At 71.4% G+C, this 19,171-nt stretch carries 21 protein-coding genes, 1 other RNA gene and 1 pseudogene; 14 read left to right on the forward strand and 9 right to left on the reverse strand.

Features of this window, described 5'->3' with window-relative positions; genetic code table 11:
• The first annotated feature begins 2 nt into the window (after nucleotides 1-2).
• Nucleotides 3-587: an FMN-binding protein gene (locus ABZ452_RS06410; protein ID WP_357939553.1), complete on the forward strand. Its 585-nt coding sequence runs from the start codon at nucleotides 3-5 to the stop codon at nucleotides 585-587.
• Between the two features lie 92 nt (nucleotides 588-679).
• The gene (locus ABZ452_RS06415; protein WP_357940050.1) at nucleotides 680-1,405 is read left to right on the forward strand and encodes an FAD:protein FMN transferase; all 726 of its coding nucleotides are present in this window, start codon (nucleotides 680-682) and stop codon (nucleotides 1,403-1,405) included.
• A gap of 16 nt (nucleotides 1,406-1,421) precedes the next feature.
• Here the strand turns inward: ABZ452_RS06415 and ABZ452_RS06420 are convergent, their stop codons facing one another.
• Both ABZ452_RS06420 and ABZ452_RS06425 read right to left on the reverse strand, forming a co-directional pair.
• Nucleotides 1,422-1,583 (reverse strand): hypothetical protein, encoded by a 162-nt coding sequence (locus ABZ452_RS06420; protein WP_357939555.1) that lies wholly within the window; start codon nucleotides 1,581-1,583, stop codon nucleotides 1,422-1,424.
• An 85-nt stretch (nucleotides 1,584-1,668) separates the two neighbouring features.
• Entirely contained in the window at nucleotides 1,669-2,349 is a 681-nt protein-coding gene (locus ABZ452_RS06425) for a bifunctional DNA primase/polymerase (protein ID WP_357939557.1), read from the reverse strand.
• A 234-nt stretch (nucleotides 2,350-2,583) separates the two neighbouring features.
• Between ABZ452_RS06425 and ABZ452_RS06430 the strand changes: the two genes are divergently transcribed.
• The 7 genes from ABZ452_RS06430 (at nucleotide 2,584) to mctP (ending at nucleotide 9,403) form a co-directional block, all read left to right on the forward strand.
• Entirely contained in the window at nucleotides 2,584-3,810 is a 1,227-nt protein-coding gene (locus ABZ452_RS06430; RefSeq protein WP_357939559.1) for a helix-turn-helix domain-containing protein, read from the forward strand.
• A 16-nt stretch (nucleotides 3,811-3,826) separates the two neighbouring features.
• Nucleotides 3,827-4,408 (forward strand): flavoprotein, encoded by a 582-nt coding sequence (locus tag ABZ452_RS06435; protein WP_357939561.1) that lies wholly within the window; start codon nucleotides 3,827-3,829, stop codon nucleotides 4,406-4,408.
• Between the two features lie 138 nt (nucleotides 4,409-4,546).
• Complete coding sequence (locus ABZ452_RS06440; protein ID WP_357940052.1) at nucleotides 4,547-5,377, forward strand: Nif3-like dinuclear metal center hexameric protein; 831 nt, start codon at nucleotides 4,547-4,549, stop codon at nucleotides 5,375-5,377.
• Nucleotides 5,374-6,111 carry a C4-type zinc ribbon domain-containing protein gene (locus ABZ452_RS06445; RefSeq protein WP_357939563.1) on the forward strand — a complete coding sequence of 246 codons (738 nt, stop codon included), beginning with the start codon at nucleotides 5,374-5,376 and terminating at the stop codon, nucleotides 6,109-6,111. Before ABZ452_RS06440 ends, ABZ452_RS06445 begins: the two co-directional genes overlap by 4 nt.
• A gap of 5 nt (nucleotides 6,112-6,116) precedes the next feature.
• The gene (locus ABZ452_RS06450) at nucleotides 6,117-7,307 is read left to right on the forward strand and encodes a bifunctional RNase H/acid phosphatase (protein ID WP_357939565.1); all 1,191 of its coding nucleotides are present in this window, start codon (nucleotides 6,117-6,119) and stop codon (nucleotides 7,305-7,307) included.
• A 192-nt stretch (nucleotides 7,308-7,499) separates the two neighbouring features.
• Nucleotides 7,500-7,745 (forward strand): DUF3311 domain-containing protein, encoded by a 246-nt coding sequence (locus ABZ452_RS06455; RefSeq protein ID WP_091269096.1) that lies wholly within the window; start codon nucleotides 7,500-7,502, stop codon nucleotides 7,743-7,745.
• On the forward strand, nucleotides 7,745-9,403 hold the full coding sequence (gene mctP, locus ABZ452_RS06460) for a monocarboxylate uptake permease MctP (protein ID WP_357939567.1): 1,659 nt from the start codon (nucleotides 7,745-7,747) through the stop codon (nucleotides 9,401-9,403). The genes ABZ452_RS06455 and mctP overlap by 1 nt, the downstream gene beginning before the upstream one ends.
• A 93-nt stretch (nucleotides 9,404-9,496) precedes the next feature.
• Here mctP and ABZ452_RS06465 read toward each other — a convergent pair whose 3' ends face one another.
• The gene (locus ABZ452_RS06465) at nucleotides 9,497-9,964 is read right to left on the reverse strand and encodes a MarR family transcriptional regulator (RefSeq protein ID WP_357939569.1); all 468 of its coding nucleotides are present in this window, start codon (nucleotides 9,962-9,964) and stop codon (nucleotides 9,497-9,499) included.
• 58 nt (nucleotides 9,965-10,022) lie between these two features.
• Here ABZ452_RS06465 and ABZ452_RS06470 point away from each other — a divergent pair, with 58 nt between their 5' ends.
• Entirely contained in the window at nucleotides 10,023-11,255 is a 1,233-nt protein-coding gene (locus tag ABZ452_RS06470) for an MFS transporter (protein ID WP_357939571.1), read from the forward strand.
• A gap of 80 nt (nucleotides 11,256-11,335) precedes the next feature.
• On the opposite strand, the gene ABZ452_RS06475 is transcribed toward ABZ452_RS06470, so the two are convergent.
• On the reverse strand, nucleotides 11,336-12,097 hold the full coding sequence (locus tag ABZ452_RS06475) for a sulfite exporter TauE/SafE family protein (RefSeq protein WP_357939573.1): 762 nt from the start codon (nucleotides 12,095-12,097) through the stop codon (nucleotides 11,336-11,338).
• A gap of 225 nt (nucleotides 12,098-12,322) precedes the next feature.
• On the opposite strand from ABZ452_RS06475, the gene rnpB reads away from it, so the two are divergent.
• An RNA gene (rnpB, locus tag ABZ452_RS06480) (RNase P RNA component class A) lies at nucleotides 12,323-12,733 on the forward strand.
• Nucleotides 12,734-13,033: 300 nt separating this feature from the next.
• Here the strand turns inward: rnpB and ABZ452_RS06485 are convergent.
• On the reverse strand, nucleotides 13,034-13,285 hold the full coding sequence (locus ABZ452_RS06485; protein WP_357939575.1) for a hypothetical protein: 252 nt from the start codon (nucleotides 13,283-13,285) through the stop codon (nucleotides 13,034-13,036).
• Nucleotides 13,286-13,437: 152 nt separating this feature from the next.
• Between ABZ452_RS06485 and ABZ452_RS06490 the strand changes: the two genes are divergently transcribed.
• The 3 genes and pseudogenes from ABZ452_RS06490 (at nucleotide 13,438) to ABZ452_RS06500 (ending at nucleotide 15,953) form a co-directional block, all read left to right on the forward strand.
• Complete coding sequence (locus ABZ452_RS06490; protein ID WP_357939577.1) at nucleotides 13,438-13,872, forward strand: hypothetical protein; 435 nt, start codon at nucleotides 13,438-13,440, stop codon at nucleotides 13,870-13,872.
• 700 nt (nucleotides 13,873-14,572) lie between these two features.
• Nucleotides 14,573-15,481 (forward strand): annotated as a pseudogene (locus ABZ452_RS06495) (IS481 family transposase); the annotation flags it as partial.
• A 37-nt stretch (nucleotides 15,482-15,518) separates the two neighbouring features.
• A complete protein-coding gene (locus ABZ452_RS06500) occupies nucleotides 15,519-15,953 on the forward strand; it encodes a hypothetical protein (RefSeq protein ID WP_357940088.1) in 435 nt (144 codons plus the stop codon).
• On the opposite strand, the gene ABZ452_RS06505 is transcribed toward ABZ452_RS06500, so the two are convergent.
• The 4 genes from ABZ452_RS06505 to ABZ452_RS06520 all read right to left on the reverse strand — a co-directional run bounded on the left by ABZ452_RS06505 (nucleotide 15,950) and on the right by ABZ452_RS06520 (nucleotide 19,146).
• A complete protein-coding gene (locus ABZ452_RS06505; protein WP_357939579.1) occupies nucleotides 15,950-16,318 on the reverse strand; it encodes a hypothetical protein in 369 nt (122 codons plus the stop codon). The two genes, ABZ452_RS06500 and ABZ452_RS06505, sit on opposite strands and share 4 nt — an antisense overlap.
• Nucleotides 16,319-16,572: 254 nt before the next feature.
• Complete coding sequence (locus ABZ452_RS06510) at nucleotides 16,573-17,334, reverse strand: hypothetical protein (RefSeq protein ID WP_357939581.1); 762 nt, start codon at nucleotides 17,332-17,334, stop codon at nucleotides 16,573-16,575.
• A 231-nt stretch (nucleotides 17,335-17,565) separates the two neighbouring features.
• The gene (locus ABZ452_RS06515; protein WP_357939583.1) at nucleotides 17,566-18,477 is read right to left on the reverse strand and encodes a hypothetical protein; all 912 of its coding nucleotides are present in this window, start codon (nucleotides 18,475-18,477) and stop codon (nucleotides 17,566-17,568) included.
• 102 nt (nucleotides 18,478-18,579) lie between these two features.
• Nucleotides 18,580-19,146, reverse strand: a complete 567-nt coding sequence (locus ABZ452_RS06520; protein WP_357939585.1) for a hypothetical protein — start codon at nucleotides 19,144-19,146, stop codon at nucleotides 18,580-18,582.
• Between the last annotated feature and the right edge of the window lie 25 nt (nucleotides 19,147-19,171).

Raw genomic sequence — 19,171 nt, forward strand, 5'->3', positions numbered from 1 at the left:
CCATGCGTCGCGCGCTCCTCGCGATCACCGGCCTGGCCGCCAGCACCACCGTGCTGGTGGTGCTCAAGGGCGCCCCGGGCGCCGGCCAGGCCGCCCAGGACCGGCCGGTCGCCGAAGCGCCGGTCGCCCCCGGCGGCTCGGCGGCCCCCGAGCCGACCCCGGGCGGCGTCACCCCCTCCGCCCGGCCGAGCGCCTCGGCGAAGCCGACCGCCAAGGCGGGTGCCAGCCGCACCCCCGGCACCCGGAGCAGCGCCACCACCAGGAGCACCCCCGCCGCGCCGCGGACCACCACGAGCGCGCCGAAGGTCACCACCCGGACGGTCACCGGGCCGGTGGTCAGCTACCGGTACGGCTCGCTCCAGGTGCGGATCACGTTGAGCGGGAGCAGGATCGTCGACGCCACCGGTCTCGGCCTGCCGCTGGACGGGCAGTCCGGGCTGCGCAGCGACGACGTGCAGGCTCGCTACAGCGGCAGCTCCGGCGAGGTCGTCGCCAAGCAGAGCGCCAACCTGAACACGGTCTCGGGGGCCACCTACACCAGCACGGCCTACAAGCAGTCGCTCCAGGCCGCGCTCGACAAGGCGTGAGCGCGAGGAGTGAGCCAGGTTTGCGAGCCCCGCGGGTCGCGCACGAAGATCGGCACGGCATGAGGCCGGGCCTGCGCCGGGTCGAGCAGATCATGGGTACGGCGATCAGCCTCGACCTGGCCGACGAGCTGCCCGCCGCCACCCTGCGCGAGCTGGCCGAGGACACCTTCGCCTGGCTGCGTGAGGTGGACGCGCGGTTCAGCACCTACCGGACGGACAGCGAGGTGTGCCGCCTGGACCGGGGCGAGCTGCCGCTGGGCGAGGCGTCCGCCGACCTGCGGGCGGTGCTGGCGCGCTGCGCCGACCTGTGGACCGGCACCGACGGCTTCTTCGACGCGTACGCCACCGGGCGGCTGGACCCGTCGGGTTACGTCAAGGGCTGGGCCGCGCAGGTGGCCTCGGACCGGCTGGTCGAGGCCGGCGCCCCGAACCACTGCCTGAACGCCGGCGGTGACCTCCGGGTACGCGGTCACGCGGTCGGCGGCGACCCGTGGCGGATCGGCGTCCGGCACCCCTGGGACCCGGCCGCCACCTGCCTCGTGCTGACCGGCACCGACCTGGCGGTCGCCACCTCCGGTGTCTACGAGCGCGGCCACCACGTCGTCGACCCGCGCCGGGGCGCCCCGGCCGCCGGCCTGCGCTCGGTCACCGTGCTCGGTCCCGACCTGGGCGTCGCCGACGCCTACGCCACCGCCGCCGTGGCCATGGGCGGGGCCGGCATCGGCTGGCTGGACGGCCTGCCCGCCCCCTGGCTGCACGCCGTGGTGACGGACGACGGCCGCCTCCTGCACTCCCGCGCCCTCCCGCTGGCGACCTGACGCCGCCCGGCGGGTGTCAGCGGAGCGGGCGGTGGGTGGTGGCGGGGCGGGAACCGCGGGGGCGGGAGCCGCGGGGCCGGGTGCCCCACGGGCGGGTGAAGGCCCACCGGTAGGGGCGGCGCCGGTGCGGCGGTGGCTCGGTGCCGCCGCTGTGGCGGGCCGCGTCGTCCCCGGACATCCTCCACCCCCGCTCCGGCGCCTCTGCGCCCTCAGCAGGAACAACGAGTGCGACGCCGGGGAGGTCGCTGCCCGGGCGCCGGCGGTCAGCAGCCGCGCCGGGGGAGGGGCAGCTGGCCGGGGAGCAGCTCGGGGGTGAGCGTGATCCCGGCCGCCCGTAACGCCGCGATCAGCGCGTTCTGCACCAGGTACGAGTCGGGCAGCCGCCAGCGCGCCTGCTCGGGGGCGACCGCCCAGCGGACCGTCCCCTCGGGCAGCCGGGTCGGCGGGGCCGGGATCCACGAGCCGGGACCGTGCCGGACCACGTGGAAGCAGTGCTCCAGTTCCGGGCGCAGCGGGTCGCCGGGGCGGACCAGGAACATCCAGCGGCCGGTGGGGGTGACCAGCACGGGCCCGCGTACGCCGAAGCCGGCCGGATGGGTGGCGACCGTGTCGAGCACCCGCCGGCCCAGGTGGGCCGCGACCTCCAGCACGTCGAACGCGCGCCCGGTGGGCAGCAGCACCCCGTGCGGGCGGCTGCGCCACCAGGTGGCCACCCGGGCCGGGTCGGCGCTCGCCGCGTGCTCCCAGTTCTCCAGGGCGGGGTGGCAGCCGATCGTGGGGCAGCCGGCCCGGCCGCAGACGAAGCGGCTGTTGGCGAGGCAGGCGCCGGGGGTCACCGCCCAGCCGTGCGCGGCGTACCGGACGGCGACCCGGCGCAGCCGGACCCGTTCCAGCGGCGACAGGTGAGCCACGCGCGGTCCGACATTCCCCCACATGTGTCCCATCCCCTCTCGCCCGCCCGGAACCGTCCACACACCACACGTCGAACGCCGTCACTGCCGTAACCCACACTCGTTGAGCTGACGAACGGCTGATGCAACTTGCACGAAAACTACGAGAACTGGCTGTACGGCCGACGTACAGACTGTGCGACCAGCGAAAACCTGAACACCGACGGACCGTCGTGATTGGTCGACCGGGGGGATCAGCCGGACGCGGGCAGGGGGAGGGATGGGGAGATGGACGAGCTACCCATAGGCCGTCGGGTCGCGTACTGGCGCAGCCGGCGCAAGATGTCCCAACAGGTCTTCGCCGACCGGCTCGGCAAATCCAAGAGCTGGGTGGACAAGGTGGAGCGCGGCGTCCGGCGGCTGGACAAGTTCTCCGTGCTCTACGAGATCGCCGACATCCTCCAGGTCGACGTGCAACTGCTCCTCGGCAAGGACCCGGAGCGGCGGAGCGACGCCCTCAACTGCATCGACCAGGTCGAGGTCGAGGAGATCCGGGCCGCGCTGGAGCGCTACGACTCGATGAGCGCGTACTTCGACGCGGCGCCCTACCCCCCGCCGCTGACCGACATGCGCAAGGCCGTCAACCACGCCTGGCTCACCTACCAGTACGGCCGTTACGGCATGCTCACCCGGGCCCTGCCCAAGCTGCTGCGCGACGCCCAGGCGGCCGACGCCGGCTACCGCGGCGACCAGGCCCGGGAGGCCGCCCACCTGCTCGGGCAGGTCTACCAGATCGCCTCCTCGGTGCTGCGCAAGCTCGGCGAGTGCGACCTGTCCTGGCTGGCCGCCGACCGCTCGATGGCGGTCGCCCAGCGGGCCGACGACCCCCTGCTCGCCGGCATCGCCACCACCCGGGTCTGCAACGCCCTCGTCGCGATGGGCCGCCCCCGCCCCGCGCTCGAACTCAACGTGCGGATCGCCAACCGGCTGGCCCCCGGCGGCGAGAACGACGTCCGGCCGGAACGCCTCTCGGTCTACGGCATGCTGCTGCTCCAGGGCGCGATGGCCGCCGCCCGGATCGGCGACTCGGCGACCGTGGACGACCTGCTGACCGGGGCCGCCGAGGCGGCCACCCTGCTCGGTGGGGACCACAACCACTACTGGACCTCGTTCGGCCCGACCAACCTGGAACTGCACCGGGCCGCCGCCGCCGTCGAGCTGGGCGACGGCGGCCGGGCGGTGGAAACCCACCACCGCCTGGCCGAGCCCGCGTTCAACGCGCTGCTGCCCGAGCGGCGCGCGCACCACCTGCTGGACATCGCCCGCGGCTTCGCCCAGATCGGCGACGTCGCCAACGCCGGGGACATGCTGCTCCGCGGCGACCGGCTCGCGCCTTCCGAGATCCGTTGCCGGCCCATCGCCCACGAGGTGATGTCGGACGTGCTCCGTCGCACACGGGGTGCGCCGCCTCCGCCGATCGCGGAGTTGGCTGAGCACATGGGAGTCGGAGTATGAGCGTGGGCCGGGTCGCATGAGCGGTCCGCACACCAGCAACGGGCACCGTCGGGTGCTCTACGTCATCGCCTGCGGTTCGCCGCTGGCCCGTCACGTCGGCCGGCTGGTCGACCTCGCCCAGCAGGACGGCTGGCAGGTCTGCGTGGTGACCACGCCGGACGGCGCGAAGTTCGTCGACCGGACGGCGTTGGCCCGGCAGACCGGCCACCCGGTCCGTACCCACTACAAGAACCCGGGCGACCCGGACGTGCTGCCCCCGGCGGACGCCATGCTGGTCTGCCCGGCGACGGTCAACACCGTCAACAAGTGGGCGCTCGGCATCGCCGACACCCTCGCCCTCGGCCTGCTGGTCGAGGGGCAGGGGATGGGCGTGCCGATCGCGGCCGTGCCGTACACCAACGTGGCCATGGCCGCGCACCCCGCGTTCCGGGCCGGCCTGGCCCGGCTGCGCGAGTGGGGCGTCCGGGTGGTCTTCGGCGACCACGTGGTGCCGCTGCACCCGCCGGGCACCGGCGAGCGGCACCTGGACGCCTTCCCGTGGGGAGCCGGCCTGGCCGCCCTGCGCGCCGCGCCACGCCCGGCCGCCCCGGTCGGCTGAGGTGCGAGCAGGGGCCCCTTGCTGACGGTTCCGTCGGACGAGGGGCCCCTGCTCGCCGCCATCGGGCGTGTGGGCCGCCCGACGCCGGTAAGCTGGCCGGCCGTGAGCACAACCGGATCGCCGCCCACGGTCGCCGACGTGGTGGCCGCGCTCGACCGGCGCTACCCGCCCGCCTGGGCCGAGGAGTGGGACCGGGTCGGGCTGGTGCTCGGTGAGCCCGGCACCCCGGTCCGGCGGGTCGCGTGCGTGGTCGACGTGGTCCCGGAGACGGTGGCCGAGGCGCTCGCCGACGGGGCCGACATGATCGTCGCGCACCACCCGCTGCTGCTGCGCGGGGTCTCCTCGGTGGCCGCCACCACGTACAAGGGGCGGATCGTGCACCGGCTGATCAAGGCCGACGTGGCGCTCTATGTGGCCCACACGAACGCCGACGTGGCCGACCCCGGTGTGTCCGACGCCCTGGCCGCCCGGTTCGGGCTCACCGGGCTGCGCCCCCTGCACCCGCCCCCCGCCGGCTCGCCCGCCGCCGGCCCCGGCCGGGGCATCGGCCGGATCGGCGAGCTGCCCACCCCGCTCACCCTGGCCGAGCTGACCCGGCACGCCGCCGCCGTGCTCCCCGTCACCGCCTGGGGAGTTCGCGCCGCCGGGGATCCCGGGCGTATGGTTCGTACCCTCGCCGTCAGCGGCGGCGCGGGGGACAGTTTCCTGGCCGAGGCGACCGCGGCCGGGGTGGACGCGTTCCTCACCGCCGACCTGCGCCACCACCCCGCCGGCGAGCACCTCGCCGCCGGCGGCCCGGCCCTGCTGGACGCCGCCCACTGGGCGACCGAGCGACCCTGGCTGGACGACCTGGCCGCCCAGCTGCGGGACGAGCTGGGCGTCGAGACCACGGTGTCCGACCTGGACACCGACCCGTGGACCGTGCACGCCGCCGCGCCCCGACCGGACGACAAGGAGCCCCGACCGTGAAGGCTGACCCGAAGGTGCAGCGCCGCCTGCTCGACCTGCAGGCGATCGACACCGCGCTCGCCCAGCTCGCCCATCGCCGCCGGACGCTGCCGGAGCTGGCCGAGCTGGAGGCCCTGGCGCGCGAACTCTCCGCGCTGGAGGACGAGCGGGTCCGCGCCCAGGTGGCCGTGGACGACCTGGACCGGGACATCGCCCGGCTGGAGAAGGACGTCGACCAGGTCCGCGCCCGCAAGACCAAGGACGAGAACCGGCTGGCCGCGGGCACCGGCCCGGCCCGCGAGCTGGAGGCGCTCCAGCACGAGCTGGCCTCGCTGAACCGCCGGCAGAGCGACCTGGAGGACGCCGAGCTGGAGCTGATGGAGCAGCGGGAGACCGCGCAGGGCGTGCTGGACGGCGTCGAGCGGCGCATCGCCGAGGCCCGGGACCGGCGCGTCGCGGCCGAGCAGCGCCGCGACGACAGCCTCGCCGAGATCGCCAAGGAGGAGGAGTTCAAGCGCGGCGCCCGCCAGCCGCTGGCCGGCGACCTGCCGGGCGACCTGGTCACCCTCTACGACAAGATCCGCACGGACACCGGCCTCGGCGCGGCGCTGCTCACCGGCGCCCGCTGCGGGGGCTGCCGCCTGGAGCTCTCCGGCGCCGACCTGGCCCGGATCCGCAAGGCCGACCCGGACGACGTGGTCCGCTGCGAGGAGTGCCGGCGGATCATGGTCCGGACCAACGAGTCGGGGCTGTAGCCGTCGTGGCGGTGCGCGCGGTCCTGATCGAGGCCGACGGCGGGTCCCGGGGCAACCCGGGGCCGGCCGGTTACGGCGCGGTGGTCCGGGACCCGGCGACCGGCGAGGTGCTGGCCGAACGCGCCGAGGCGATCGGCACGGCCACCAACAACGTCGCCGAGTACCGGGGCCTCATCGCCGGGCTGGAGGCCGCCGCCGAGCTGGGCGCGGCCGAGGTGGAGGCCCGGATGGACTCCAAGCTGGTGGTCGAGCAGATGTGCGGCCGCTGGCAGATCAAGAACCCCGGGCTGCGGCCGCTCGCCGCGCAGGCCGCCGCGCTGGTCGGGCGGTTCGAGAGCGTACGGTTCGGCTGGGTCCCCCGGGAGCGCAACAAGCACGCCGACGCGCTGGCCAACGCCGCCATGGACGCGGCCGCCGGCCTGGCCCCGGCCGGGCCCGTCGTGGGGCCACCGCGCGAGGCCGCGCCCCCCGAGCCGGCTGTGCGCGAGGTGGCCGCCCGGGCCGCGACCGGCCGGGCCACCGGCACCGACCCGGCCACCACGCCGGCGTCCTGGGAGCCGCGCCCGACCGAGGAGGCCACCCGGCTGATCCTGGTCCGGCACGGCGAGACCGAGCGGACCGTGCAGAAGCGTTACTCGGGGCGCGGCGACGTGCCGCTGACCGACCGGGGGCGGGCCCAGGCCCGCGCCACGGCCGCCCGGGTGGCCGCCCTCGCGCCGTCGGTCGCGGCCGTGGTCAGCTCCCCGCTCGCGCGCTGCGTGGCCACCGCCGAGGCCGTCGCCGCACTGGTCGGCAACCCGCCGGTACGCCCCGACGACGACCTGATCGAGTGCGACTTCGGGGTCTGGGAGGGCCGCACCTTCGCCGAGGTGCGCGCGGGCTGGGCCGGGGAACTGGACGCCTGGCTGGCCTCCACGAGTGTCGCCCCGCCCGAGGGCGAGTCGTTCACCGCGGTCGCCGAGCGGACGGGCCGGGCGGTCGACCGGCTCCGGACGGCGTACCCGGGGGAGACCGTCGTGGTGGTCTCCCACGTCTCGCCCATCAAGCTGGTGCTGCGCGACGCCCTCGCGGCCGGCGACGCCTTCCTGCACCGGCTCTACCTGGACACCGCGGGCGTCTCGGTGCTCGACCTCTACCCGGACGGCGGCGTCGCGGTCCGCTCGGTCAACGACACCGCCCACCTGTCCGACCTCTGAGCTGCCGCCCGCACCTACGGCGACTCCGGCCCGGCGCGCCCGACGCGTGCCGCGACCTGGAGCCACCGCCGTTCGGCGCATGCGGGCGGCCGTTTGGCGCATCGCCGTCCTCCGGCAGAACGTGACCGCGCTCACAGGGTCGTAGCCTCCGGCCGTCACATGGCAAGTTACGACTTCCCGGAGGTGTGTCACATGGCAGCACCAGAACCGGAGGCGCCGACAACGGCGCGATCCAGGGCGAAGGACCACAGCCCCTGGAACTGGTTGCTCTTCATACCGATCGTGGTGCCGCTGATCCCGGCCTTCTTCAACGCCGACTCGCCGCGGCTGTTCGGCTTCCCGCGTTTCTACTGGCTGCAACTGGCCTGGATCATCCTCGGCGTGGCCACCACCACGCTGGTCTACCAGATGACGAAGAAGCGGGGAGGTGACCGCTGATGTGGCGCGACCACCTCACCGAGATCATCGTCTTCAGCCTCCTCTTCCTGCTGGTCAGCGCCATGGGCTTCGTGGCGGCCCGGTGGCGGGCGCCGCGCGACATGGCCCACCTGGACGAGTGGGGGCTGGGCGGGCGCAGCTTCGGCGGCTGGATCACCTGGTTCCTGGTCGGCGGTGACCTCTACACCGCCTACACCTTCGTGGCGGTGCCGGCGCTGATCTTCGGCGCCGGGGCGGCGGGCTTCTTCGCCGTGCCGTACACGATCGTCATCTACCCGCTGGTGTTCCTGGTGCTGTGCCGGCTCTGGTCGGTCTCGCACCGGCACGGCTTCGTCACCCCGGCGGACTTCGTCCGCAACCGGTTCGACTCGCCGATCCTCGCGCTGCTGATCGCGATCACCGGCATCGTGGCGACCATGCCGTACATCGCCCTGCAGCTGGTCGGCATCGAGGCGGTGCTCAAGACGATGGGCGTGACCGGGGACAGCGCGCTGGCCCGGCACCTGCCGATCATCATCGCCTTCGCGATCCTGGCGGCCTACACCTACCAGTCCGGGCTGCGCGCGCCGGCGCTGATCGCCTTCGTCAAGGACTCGCTGATCTACATCGTGATCCTGGTGGCGGTCGTCTACCTGCCGTACAAGCTGGGCGGCTGGGGCGACATCTTCGACGCGGCCGACGCGAAGTTCAAGGCGACGGCGAACAATCCGAATGACGGCATCCTGCTCAACGCCAACAACCAGCTCCAGTACGTCACGCTGGCGTTCGGGTCGGCGCTGGCGCTGTTCCTCTACCCGCACAGCATCACCGGCGTGCTGGCCAGTAAGAACCGGGACGTGATCAAGCGGAACATGTCCGCGCTGCCGGCGTACAGCCTGCTGCTCGGGCTGATCGCGCTGCTCGGCTACATGGCCATCGCGGCGGGCGTGAAGCCGCTGCCCGGCGCCAAGGCCGGCAGCGTCGACGGCAACACGGTGGTGCCGCTGCTGTTCGACAGCCAGTTCCCGGACTGGTTCGCGGGCGTGGCGTACGCGGCCATCGGCATCGGCGCGCTGGTGCCGGCGGCGATCATGTCGATCGCGGCGGCGAACCTGTTCACCCGCAACATCTACAAGGAGTACCTGAAGCGGGACGCCAGCCCGGCGCAGGAGGCGAACGTCTCGAAGATCACCTCGCTGGTGGTGAAGGTCGGCGCGGTGGCCTGCATCGTCTTCCTCGACCCGCAGTTCTCCATCGACCTCCAGCTCATCGGCGGCGTGATCATCCTGCAGACGCTGCCGGCGGTGGCGCTGGGCCTCTACACCCGCTGGTTCCACCGGGGCGCGCTGATCGCCGGCTGGGTGGCCGGCATGGGGCTCGGCATGTGGATGCTCTACGAGGTCGAGAACAAGACGGCCGGGAAGAAGCACTTCGCCGGTTCGGCCTTCCCGCTGGAGAAGTTCGGCTTCGACACCACCAAGACGATCTACGTGGGCATCGTGGCGGTGCTGGTCAACCTGGCGGTGGCCGCGCTGCTCACGCTCGTGCTGCGGGCCGCGAAGGTGGCCGACGGGGTGGACGGCACCACCCCGGACGACTACTTCGCCGACGAGGGCGACCCGCGGGTCACCCCCGGCACGGAGCGCGACGCGGACTCCGCCCGGGAGCCGGTGGCCTGAGCCGCCCGAGGCCCCGGTCGCCAGGACGGCGGCCGGGGCCTCGCCGTGCGCTCGCCGGGTCTCGCCCTGCGCTCGCCGGGTCTCGCCCTGCGGTCAGCGGCGGCGGGTGCGCGATTCGAGGGCCTCGTTGAGCCGGTGCAGCAGGTCGGCGAGGCTCTCCCGGTCGTCGGGGGACCAGGCGGCCAGGATGTCGCCGTACAGCCGGGTGCGGGCCGCCCGCACCGCGGCCATCCGCTGAAGGCCGGCCGGGGTCGGCGAGATCACCGTGCCGCGCCCGTCGGCCGGGTCCGGGGTACGCGCGATCAGCCCGTCCCGCTGCATGGCGGAGACCTGGCGGGTGACCGTGGAGCCGTCCAGGTTCAGCTTCGTGGCCAGCGCCGAGACGTTCTGCGGTCCGGCGCCGGCCAGGTGCCGCAGGATCACGTACGCCGCCCGGTCGAGCACCCGGTGCTCGGCCGTGCCGCTGGCCCGCCGGGTCGCCTCGCCGAGCCGCATGAGCAGCGCGACCTCGGTCTCGATCCGGCCGAGTGTGACATCTTCCGCGTGGGCGTCGTCCCTCATAGCTGTATGATACAACTGATTTACCTGTAACATACAGCTATCTGTCTGGAGGCGCGGAGTGGATCGGCGATCCGAACCCAACCGCAGTGCCATCTACGCCACCACGCTGGTGGCCTTCCTCGCCATCGCCGGCATCGCCGTGGTGGACCCGATCCTGCCCGCCATCGGCGAGGCGATCGGCGTCACCGCCTGGCAGGTCGAGCTGCTCTTCACCGCGTACATCGCGGTGATGGCGGTCGGCATGATCCCGGCGACCCTCGCCAGCGGGAAGTTCGGCTTCAAGCCGGTGCTCATCACCGGCGTCTCGGTGGTCGGCCTGGCCGCCATCCTCGCGTCGTTCAGCAACGACATCGTGCAGCTCTCGGTGCTGCGCGGCGTCTGGGGGCTGGGCAACGCCATGTTCTTCGCCACCGCCATGGTGGTGCTGGTCAACCTCGCCAACGACCGGGAGTGGGTGGTGGGCCTCTTCGAGACCGCGCTCGGTCTCGGCTTCGCCGTCGGCCCGCTGATCGGCGGCCTGCTCGGCGAGGTGTCCTGGCGGCTGCCCTTCTTCGTGTGCGGCGTGTTCATGGTGCTGGCGCTGGCCGTCGCCTCGCGCAAGCTCCGCGAACCCGCCAACAGGCAGGCCCCCGTACGCCTCGGCGCGATCTTCTCGACCTACCGCAAGCCGGCGTTCATCACCCTCTGCGTGGTCACCGCCGCCTACAACTTCGTCTTCTTCGTGGTGCTCGGCTACACGCCGCTCTACCTGCACCTCGACGTCATCCCGCTGGGCCTGGCCTTCACCGGCTGGGGCCTCGGCCTGGCCGCCGGCATCCTGCTCGTCGGCCACCGGCTGGCCCACCGGATCGGCGCGGTGCAGACCGTCGGCGTCGCCATCGCCGGCCTGCTGGTCTGCATGGTCCTCTTCGCCACCTCCACCGGCACCGCCATGTCGCTGGTGGTCCTGGTCCTCGCCGGCCTGTTCATGGGCCTGGCCAACGCCAACCTCACCGACCTGGCCCTGGGCCTCGGCTCCAGCGACCGGCGGGTCGCCACCGGCGCGTTCAACCTGGTCCGCTGGGGCGCCGCCGCGCCGGCTCCGATCCTCTCCGGCAAGCTCGCCGAGCACGGGCTCGCCCTGCCGTTCTGGGTCGGGTTCGGGGTCCTCGCCGTCGGCGTGCTGGTCTACCTCGCTTTCGCGCACGTGATGGCCGCCGGCTACGGCGAGCGGGTGCTCTGGTCCCGGTGGAACTCCGCCGCCCGGCGCAACGAGCACGCCCCGGAGGAACCGGTCGGCGAGGCGTACTGACCGACGCAACCCTGGCCGACCGTCGCACTCCGGGCCCGGACCGCTCCGACGTCGCGTCGGGGCGGTCCGGCCGTCTGCGGTCAGCCCAGGGCGCGGTAGAGCAGGTAGAGGCCGATCACCGTGCCGAAGACCACGATGAGGGTCCGCAGCACCACCGGCGGGAGCCGGCGGACCAGCCGGGCGCCGGCGTACCCGCCGACCAGGGTGGCCGGCGCGACCACCGCGACCGCGGCCCAGTCGACCGGGCCGAAGAGGGCGAACACCACCAGCGTGGTCAGGCCCACGACGGCCGAGAGCAGATTCTTGATGGCCGACACCCGGGCCAGCGTGGCGTCCAGCACCAGGGCCAGGCCGGCCACCAGCATCACGCCGAGCGCCGCGCCGAAGTAACCGCCGTACACTGTGCCCAGCGCGACCATGGCCTGCACGGTGACGGTGCGGCGGCGCGGGCTGAGGTCGGCCGGATGGCCGACCAGCCGGCGCAGCGGATCCTGGAAGGCCAGCACGGCGGTCGCACCCAGCACCAGGAACGGCACCACCAGCTCGAACGCGCGCGCCGGGGTGGCCAGCAGCAGCACGCAGCCGACGACCGTGCCGGCCACGGCCGTGGGCAGCAGCGGCCAGAGCGCCCGGCCGCGGGGCAGGTCCATCCGGCTGCCCGCCACGCTGGCCACGTAGCCGGGAAAGACCGACACCGAGTTGCTGACGTTGGCCGGCACCGGGGGCAGGCCGATCGCGATCAGGGCCGGGAAGGTGATGAGGGAACCGCCTCCGGCCACCGCGTTCACCGTGCCCGCGGCGAGGCCGGCGGCGACCAGCAGCGCGATGTCGGAGAGCTCCATGATCCCGCAGGCTAGCCCGCTCCCCGCCCGGGCGCAGAACCGCCTCCACCGTGCCCCCGCACCACCCCCGCGCCGCCCCCGCCGTGCCCCCCGCGTTGATCAAGAAGTTGGCGTCAGAATTCGGCCTCTCCGCGACGCGAACTTCTTGATCAACGCCGGCCGGGGGTGCGTGCCGGGGTGGAAATGGAGGCGGGGGTGTTGTCGTTAGGATTAGGGCGCGACGGACGAGTCGACCGGGCGGTCGCGTCGGCGGGCTGCGGCCCGCCGCCGAGGAACGTCCGGACTCCACAGGGCAGGGTGGTTGCTAACGGCAACCCGGGGTGACCCGCGGGACAGTGCCACAGAAAACAGACCGCCGGCCCGACACGGGACGGTAAGGGTGAAACGGTGGGGTAAGAGCCCACCAGCATCCCGGGTGACCGGGATGGCTCGGTAAACCCCACCCGGAGCAAGGCCAAGAAAGGGTCGTCACCGCAAGATGACGGCCCGCGCAGACGATTGAGGGCGGCCCGCCCGATGTCTGCGGGTAGGCCGCTGGAGCCTGCCGGCAACGGTAGGCCGAGATGGATGGCCGCCGCCGGCCCGCCCTCCGGGGCGTGCCGGTCACAGAATCCGGCGTACAGGTCGACTCGTCCGTCGCCCACCAGGCCAGTCGCCGTCATATGGCGGGTGGCCTGGTGTTTCTTCGGCGCTACCGGTCGTCGTTGGTCATCTTTGGTCAGCGTTCAACCGGCCCAGCGACGGCCCCGGCGGCCCAATAGAGGCTGGCCAAGCCGGGTCGCAAGCCCAGGGAGGAGGAGCGATGAGGCGCATGGATTGCTGAGATCATGCAACGCATGCAGTACGAAGACCTCGTGGGACTGTGGGACAGCGGCCCGTATCACCCACCCGTGTGTGTCCCAGTCGTCACCCAGATAGTCACCCAGGGCGTAGGACTCAGGTGTAGACGCCACGCCAGTACTCATCGCGGGAGACCGTGAAGTCATCGGGCCTGGTCCGCTGCAGAAACTCGTACCGCTCTGCGACGAGATCGATCGCTCGGTGGAGGCTGCACCCCTCCGCCTCGCGGATTGCCTGCATCGCCGGGATGATTCGCCGTTGCACAACCAGGTCGTCGATCGACTGCCAAGCGTCCACGCGGCCATCTTGCAGCACGACCGTCAGCTTGGGAATCGTGTTGATCTGCACGCTGCGTAAGTAGCATCCTGGACTGACACTGACCGAGCGTAGACATGCTCGGTATCGAACGACTGTTGTTGACCGCTCTACCGGGCATGGATCGGGCATGGACCTCGACCATCCGGTTGCGGGGCAGCGCGTCCTCGATTCGAGGGGCGAGTATGACGTCTGAGCTGTCGCCAGATGATCTCGAGGGTCTAGTCTGCGCAGCCAACTCTCCGTTGTGGGAGGAGCGGGTGGCCGCCGGGCGACAACTGGCCCGGTTGGCGGGTGATCCTGAAGTCGATGTCATCCTCAGCCGTCTGCTCCTTGATCCGCAGGATACGGCGGTTACCTACGAGACTGGTTGTGCTGTCCTTCAACGCGGTGACCTGCACTCTTTGCGACTTGTCCTGCATGCGCTGGGTGCCGCCGACGCCGATCACGCCGACGAACTGACGGGCGTGATCCTGGAGGTGTGGGGGGAGAGTCATCAGGTGTGGACCCAAGGATGGGAACGGTGCGCGGTATTGGCGACGGACAGCGACGAGGCGGTGCAGATCGGCGCGAATGAGGTGCTTTGCTGGCAGCCGTCATCAAAGAAGCGGCCAACATAATCAGTCCGAGGACGCTCTGCCGGTTCCGGATTCACCCGCACTGTGTTCCACTCGCCACCCTGCCATCCCGTTCGCCGTCGACCCGCCCGTTGGGGAGTGGGCCGTCGCCCGGGCCCCCACGTCAAGCGGGCCTTGACGCGCGTACGGACGCTGGCGGCTCGGGCGGTGGTCTGCTCGGCTTGCCCGGGACGACGGCGAACGGGATGGCTCCCGCAACCACCCACCCACGGTGAGCCGCGTACGGTCCTCCTCCATCCCGGGGCCCGAGCGCCCCCGCCGGAGGCGTCCACCGCGGCGAGTAACCCGCGCTATGGCGCGGCGTGGCTGCCGCGCCGCGCCCAAGTTCCGCCCGGCCGACTGCCGGCCTATCTCGATCATGTGCCCTCGGCGCTGTCGTCTCGGCGGCCTCGGGGCTTTCTCGCTATCTGCGCCAGCCCGATGGGCGTTGGCGTGACGACGCAGAGCGACAGCGGCAGCGTCGGCGCGCGCCCGATCGGCGGCGCGTGCGGCCCGGTTCGGGCCGCCTTGAAGACGTACAGAAACTTTGAACCGCCCCGCCGGCAGCTGGCTTGTCCCGTCACGGGAGATGCTTGACACTCGCGTCCCACCAGATGCTTGACATGATCGATATTCGGCTTCCTCATCGCGTGATGGTTGCGGGCATCGCGGGCTGGGGAGGCCGGGATTGGCGCTGGTGGAGTTGTCGATCGTGGAACAGCGGTATCGGGCGGTGTTGGCGGTTCAGGCGGGAGAACCCGTGGTCGAGGTGGCAGCCCGGATCGGGGTGTCCCGGCAGACCATCCATTCCTGGCTCGCCCGCTATGCCGAAGGGGGACTCGCCGGGCTGGAAGACCGATCCCGCCGACCTCAGGGGTGTGCTCATCAGGCATCGGCGGAGGTGGAGGCGTTGGTGTGTGAGCTGCGTCGGCTTCATCCGCGGTGGGGTTCCCGGCGGATCGCGTTCGAGTTGGGCCGGCATGGATGCCCTGATCCGGTGCCGTCGCGGATGACGGTGTATCGGGTCCTGGTCCGCCACGGTCTGATCGAACCGGCCAAGCGTCGCCGGGGCCGCAGGGACTATGTGCGGTGGCAGCGGGCTCGGCCGATGGAGTTGTGGCAGATGGACATCGTCGGCGGGATCATGCTCGCCGATGGCACCGAAGCCAAGGTCGTCACCGGGGTCGACGACCATTCCCGGTTCTGCGTCATCGCCCAGGTCGTCCGCCGGGCCACCGGCCGCGCGGTGTGCCTGGCCTTCGCCGACGGGTTGCAGCGGTTCGGGGTGCCCGAGGAAGTCCTGACGGACAACGGCAAGCAGTTCACTGACCGGTTCGGCAAGGGTGGTGAGGTGATGTTCGACCGGATCTGCCGGGAGAACGGCATCATCCACCGGCTCACCCAGCCCGCCTCCCCAACCACGACCGGGAAGGTGGAACGGTTCCACCAGACCCTGCGCCGGGAACTCCTCGACGAGGTGCCCGTCTGGCCGGACCTGGACACCGTCCAAGCGGCCGTCGACGCTTTCCGGTACGAATACAACACCGACCGGCCGCACCAGTCCCTGGACATGGCCTTCCCCGCGGACCGGTTCACCCCCGCCCTCGCTGCGGAGGAGGTGGTACCGGACCGTCAGCCGGGCCGGTCATGTGTCCCTGGGCCAGCACATCGTCCTGGCCGCCGAAATCCTCGGCGGGCAACGCGTCGGCATCCGCATCGACGACAAGACGCTGAGCTTCTTCGACCTCGACACCCGCCAGCTGCTCCGCACCCGCCCCAACCCCCTCACCCCGGCCGAGGTCGCCCGGCTGCGCGGCGCCCGACCCGCCGGACCACCGCCACGACCTGCGGCCGGACCCGTGCAGGTGCAGCGGCGAGCCTCCAACAGCGGAGTCGTCATGGTCGTCGGGCAGAAAGTCGCCCTCGGCCGCGTCCACGCCGGCAAGACCGTCACCATCCACGTCACCGACACCGAACTGGCCATCGCCTGCGACGACGGCACCCGCATCGTCCGACGCACCACCGACCAGCCCGTCCGCAACCTCAAAGCCAGCCGACCTCGCAAGGTGGCTGCCGGTGTCTAGGGCATCCGTAGTGCGCGGGCCACCTTCCGCTGCACCACCCGCAGGAGCTTGATCGTCTCCTCATCGGAAAGGCCAGTGGTGATCGACCAGTCCCAGCCAGAACCCACCACGTCGCTCGCGAAGACGATCTCGGTGGCCAGCACCGCCTTTCGCCACTGCGACCTCGTCAACGGCTCCCCGCCGTCCAGCGCCTCTCGCAGTCTGCGTCCCTCGCCTCGCCACAGGTCCTCCGTGCTGACGAAACCCATAGCCCGGGCGAGGTCATCCGTTGGACTCGCAGGTCCGCCCCACTCACCCAGGCCCCGGCTCAACAGGAACCGCTCGTCCGAGGTGAGATCGACCGCTACAACGTCAGAAGCGCTCATGGGCGCGATTCTGACCTACAGCCGCTACAGGGGGTTCACCCCGCCGGGCCACATCCAGCAGTCACGCCCCGCACCGTGACCGGCCCGACGCTTTCACGGAACCTAGGCCAACCGTCAAACATGTGCTGGGACGGATTCGTCAAGCATGTGGTGGGACTAGACACGCCGGCAGCTGGCTGTCGGGTCTCAGGATGTGCGTGACAGATCGGTATCAGGACTTGCGTGACACTCCTGCTGGTCTGCGGGTAGGCGGATCAGTAGCTGTCGGAGCTGATCTCGTGCATCGTTCCGTCCGGTCCCACGCGGTACATCCGTGGCGGTCCCATGGTCTGTAGTGCCTCCGCGTATGCGGCCTCACGGGCGGCCTGTTCCTCGCCGGACGGGTCGGTCACGCGAAAGCCGTGTAGGTGAACAGAGTCGGCGTCGATGTCGTCGGGGGAAGGAAGGCCCTCGATGATGAAGCCGAACAGCGCACGCAACGCTTCCTCGCCGAGGTCGAGGGGATGGAACGGCAGCGGGTAGGGGTCCTGGTTGTGCCAGCCTGGTACGGGCTCGACGGGATGCTCACCGGCCCAGTACGGCAACTCGAAGTCGTACGGCTTGCCGATGTTCTCCTGGATGCCGCCGTCGGGCGACAGGCTCAGCGATCGGATCAGTACGCCGTCCTCCCAAACCGCGAAGCCGAGCCAGTCCATGGCCGAGTGCATCCCGTGCATGATGATTCGCCGGCCCGCTCCAGCTCGGCGCAAGTGCTCCGGTAGCTCAGACGGGCGATCGAGGATGAGCCGTTGGTCGCAGTACAGCTCTGCCCCGGCCAGCACCGTGGCGTACGTGTGGTCATCTGGCGGGTAGGTGCCGTCGAGCAACGTGTTGTCATCGGCGGGTTCGACGACGTAGCCGGGGTGGACTTGACGTACCAACGCCTCGGTCTCGGCTCGCTCCGACCGCGTGGCGCCACGCAGCGCCGGCCGGATGTCGCCGTCGGTGAACGCCAGTAGGGCTGTCTTCGCGCCCACGTCGCTCCTTACCAGTTCTGCGGCAGGCCACCTCCCGCACGCCACCTGGAGGACATGATCGTCTAGCCGAAGGTGTCACAGACGTCCTGAGACCGATCTGTGACCGAGGTCCTGACACCCGACACCGCCGGCAGCTGGCTGTCCGGTCTCGGGACCTGCGTGACACGGCGGTGTCGGTTGATGGTTGACATGGTCATCTGGGATGCGTTCCGAGCGTGCAGATCCCTTGGGCTAGCCGCTGTGCGGGACGAGGATTTCGGCGAGCGTCCGCTCAAAGTGCTCGTGCAGGTACACCTGCTCATAACTGCCGGCAAGGTCGATGGCGAGCGCTTCGGCGGCGGTCAGACCACGCAGGTGACCGCTGGCAGTCTCTCCTGACCCGAACTCGCCGACGGCGGGCAAGCCGGCAATCGGTGGTTCGGGCCGGTGGTAGATCTCCGGGTCGGCGGGAAAGCAGCTGAGCACTTGGCTGTCCTGCCCGACTATGCGCCACCGCCCAGTCGAGATCGCCTCCTCGTCGCAGTACCTGACGATCCCGGTGGCTGCCGCAGCGAGGCTGGCTGTCGGATTCCGCACCGGATATCGGCCGCAGATCAATCCGAACGCTGCGCCGAACCTGTTCCGGCAGACGAACACGACCAGGTGGTAGTCGTGGTTCCCGGTGGGCACGGCGATGATGTCACCGATGCGGGCGCGGGCCTTTGCCCGCCTTCGCTTCGGCGTAATCGCGGTGAGCCGGGCGGCCTCCGAAGAGTCGAGCAGGGCTGGGCCGACATAGCGAAGCGCCTCATGCACTACGGCGGCGAGGTCGACGAGGGTGATAGGCATACCCGGGCCGCTCTGCCACCAGTGGTTGAAGGCGGCTGCGGCGGCGACGTACGGGCCATCGTTGAGGCCGGCGAGGACGTCGGTGTTACGGGCGCGTGCGCGTGGCCGCTCGACGAAACCCACAATCTCGTCCGGGTGGGCGTCGGCCAACGCATCATCAGGCAGTGTTCGGGAGCCCTCCCGCAGGATCTCCAGCAGTTCCACCAGATGCGGAGCGCGGCCCGCATCTTCCTCGAAGGCGTCGAGCACCTCCCGGAAGCCCTCGGCCAGCACAGGAGCCGGCGGCACACGGGCATCGGGCGAGGTCGCATTCACAGACGGCACCCTATCTCTGGCTACCTCGGCCACTCCGACCCCGGATTCACCCTTCGGGTGTACACGCACCCTCGTGCCCGCTCATGACCGCGGCCGCCGCGGCTACTGGCCCGTGGATGGCTCGGAGGGGTGGGCGAGGAACACCACTCGGTCGTCGGCCGGCTCGTACGCCATCATCGGCGGGTAGCTGTGATCGCCTTCGGGGCCGTGGTCGCCTTCGGCGTACACGAGCACACGCTTGTCGAGGGTCCTGCCCAGTGTCCGAAGGAATCCGCAGAAGACGTCCAGGCGTTCCTGCCCCTGGATCTCGAACAGGCTGACGTCGCTGTCAATCTCATCCGGGCTCGGCAGCCGAACGGTCCACTCCATGGCAGGGTCGGGCCAGACGTGCAGGGTCCGCAACCATTCGGGGTCGGCGGTGAACAGACCGGCTGCTGACGCGGGCGGCGGAAGGGTCTGCTCCCGGAAGTCGAATTCACACCGCCAACCCTGGGACCGGATCAGCCGGAGCACGGTCTCCCAGTCGGTCAGAGTCATGCCAGGCACGATGACGTCGGGCAGGCTGCCGTTCTCGTACGGGTCGAACCACTCTCTGACGTCGTCCCACCGGAGATCGCGCATCCGGCCATTGTCTTGGTCCGCGCCGAGATCTCGCACGCCCGGGCTCACGCTTCGCGGATCTCCTCGCTGGGCC

Origin of the sequence: Micromonospora sp. NPDC005707 (assembly GCF_040631005.1) — a bacterium.
Lineage (GTDB): Bacteria > Actinomycetota > Actinomycetes > Mycobacteriales > Micromonosporaceae > Micromonospora.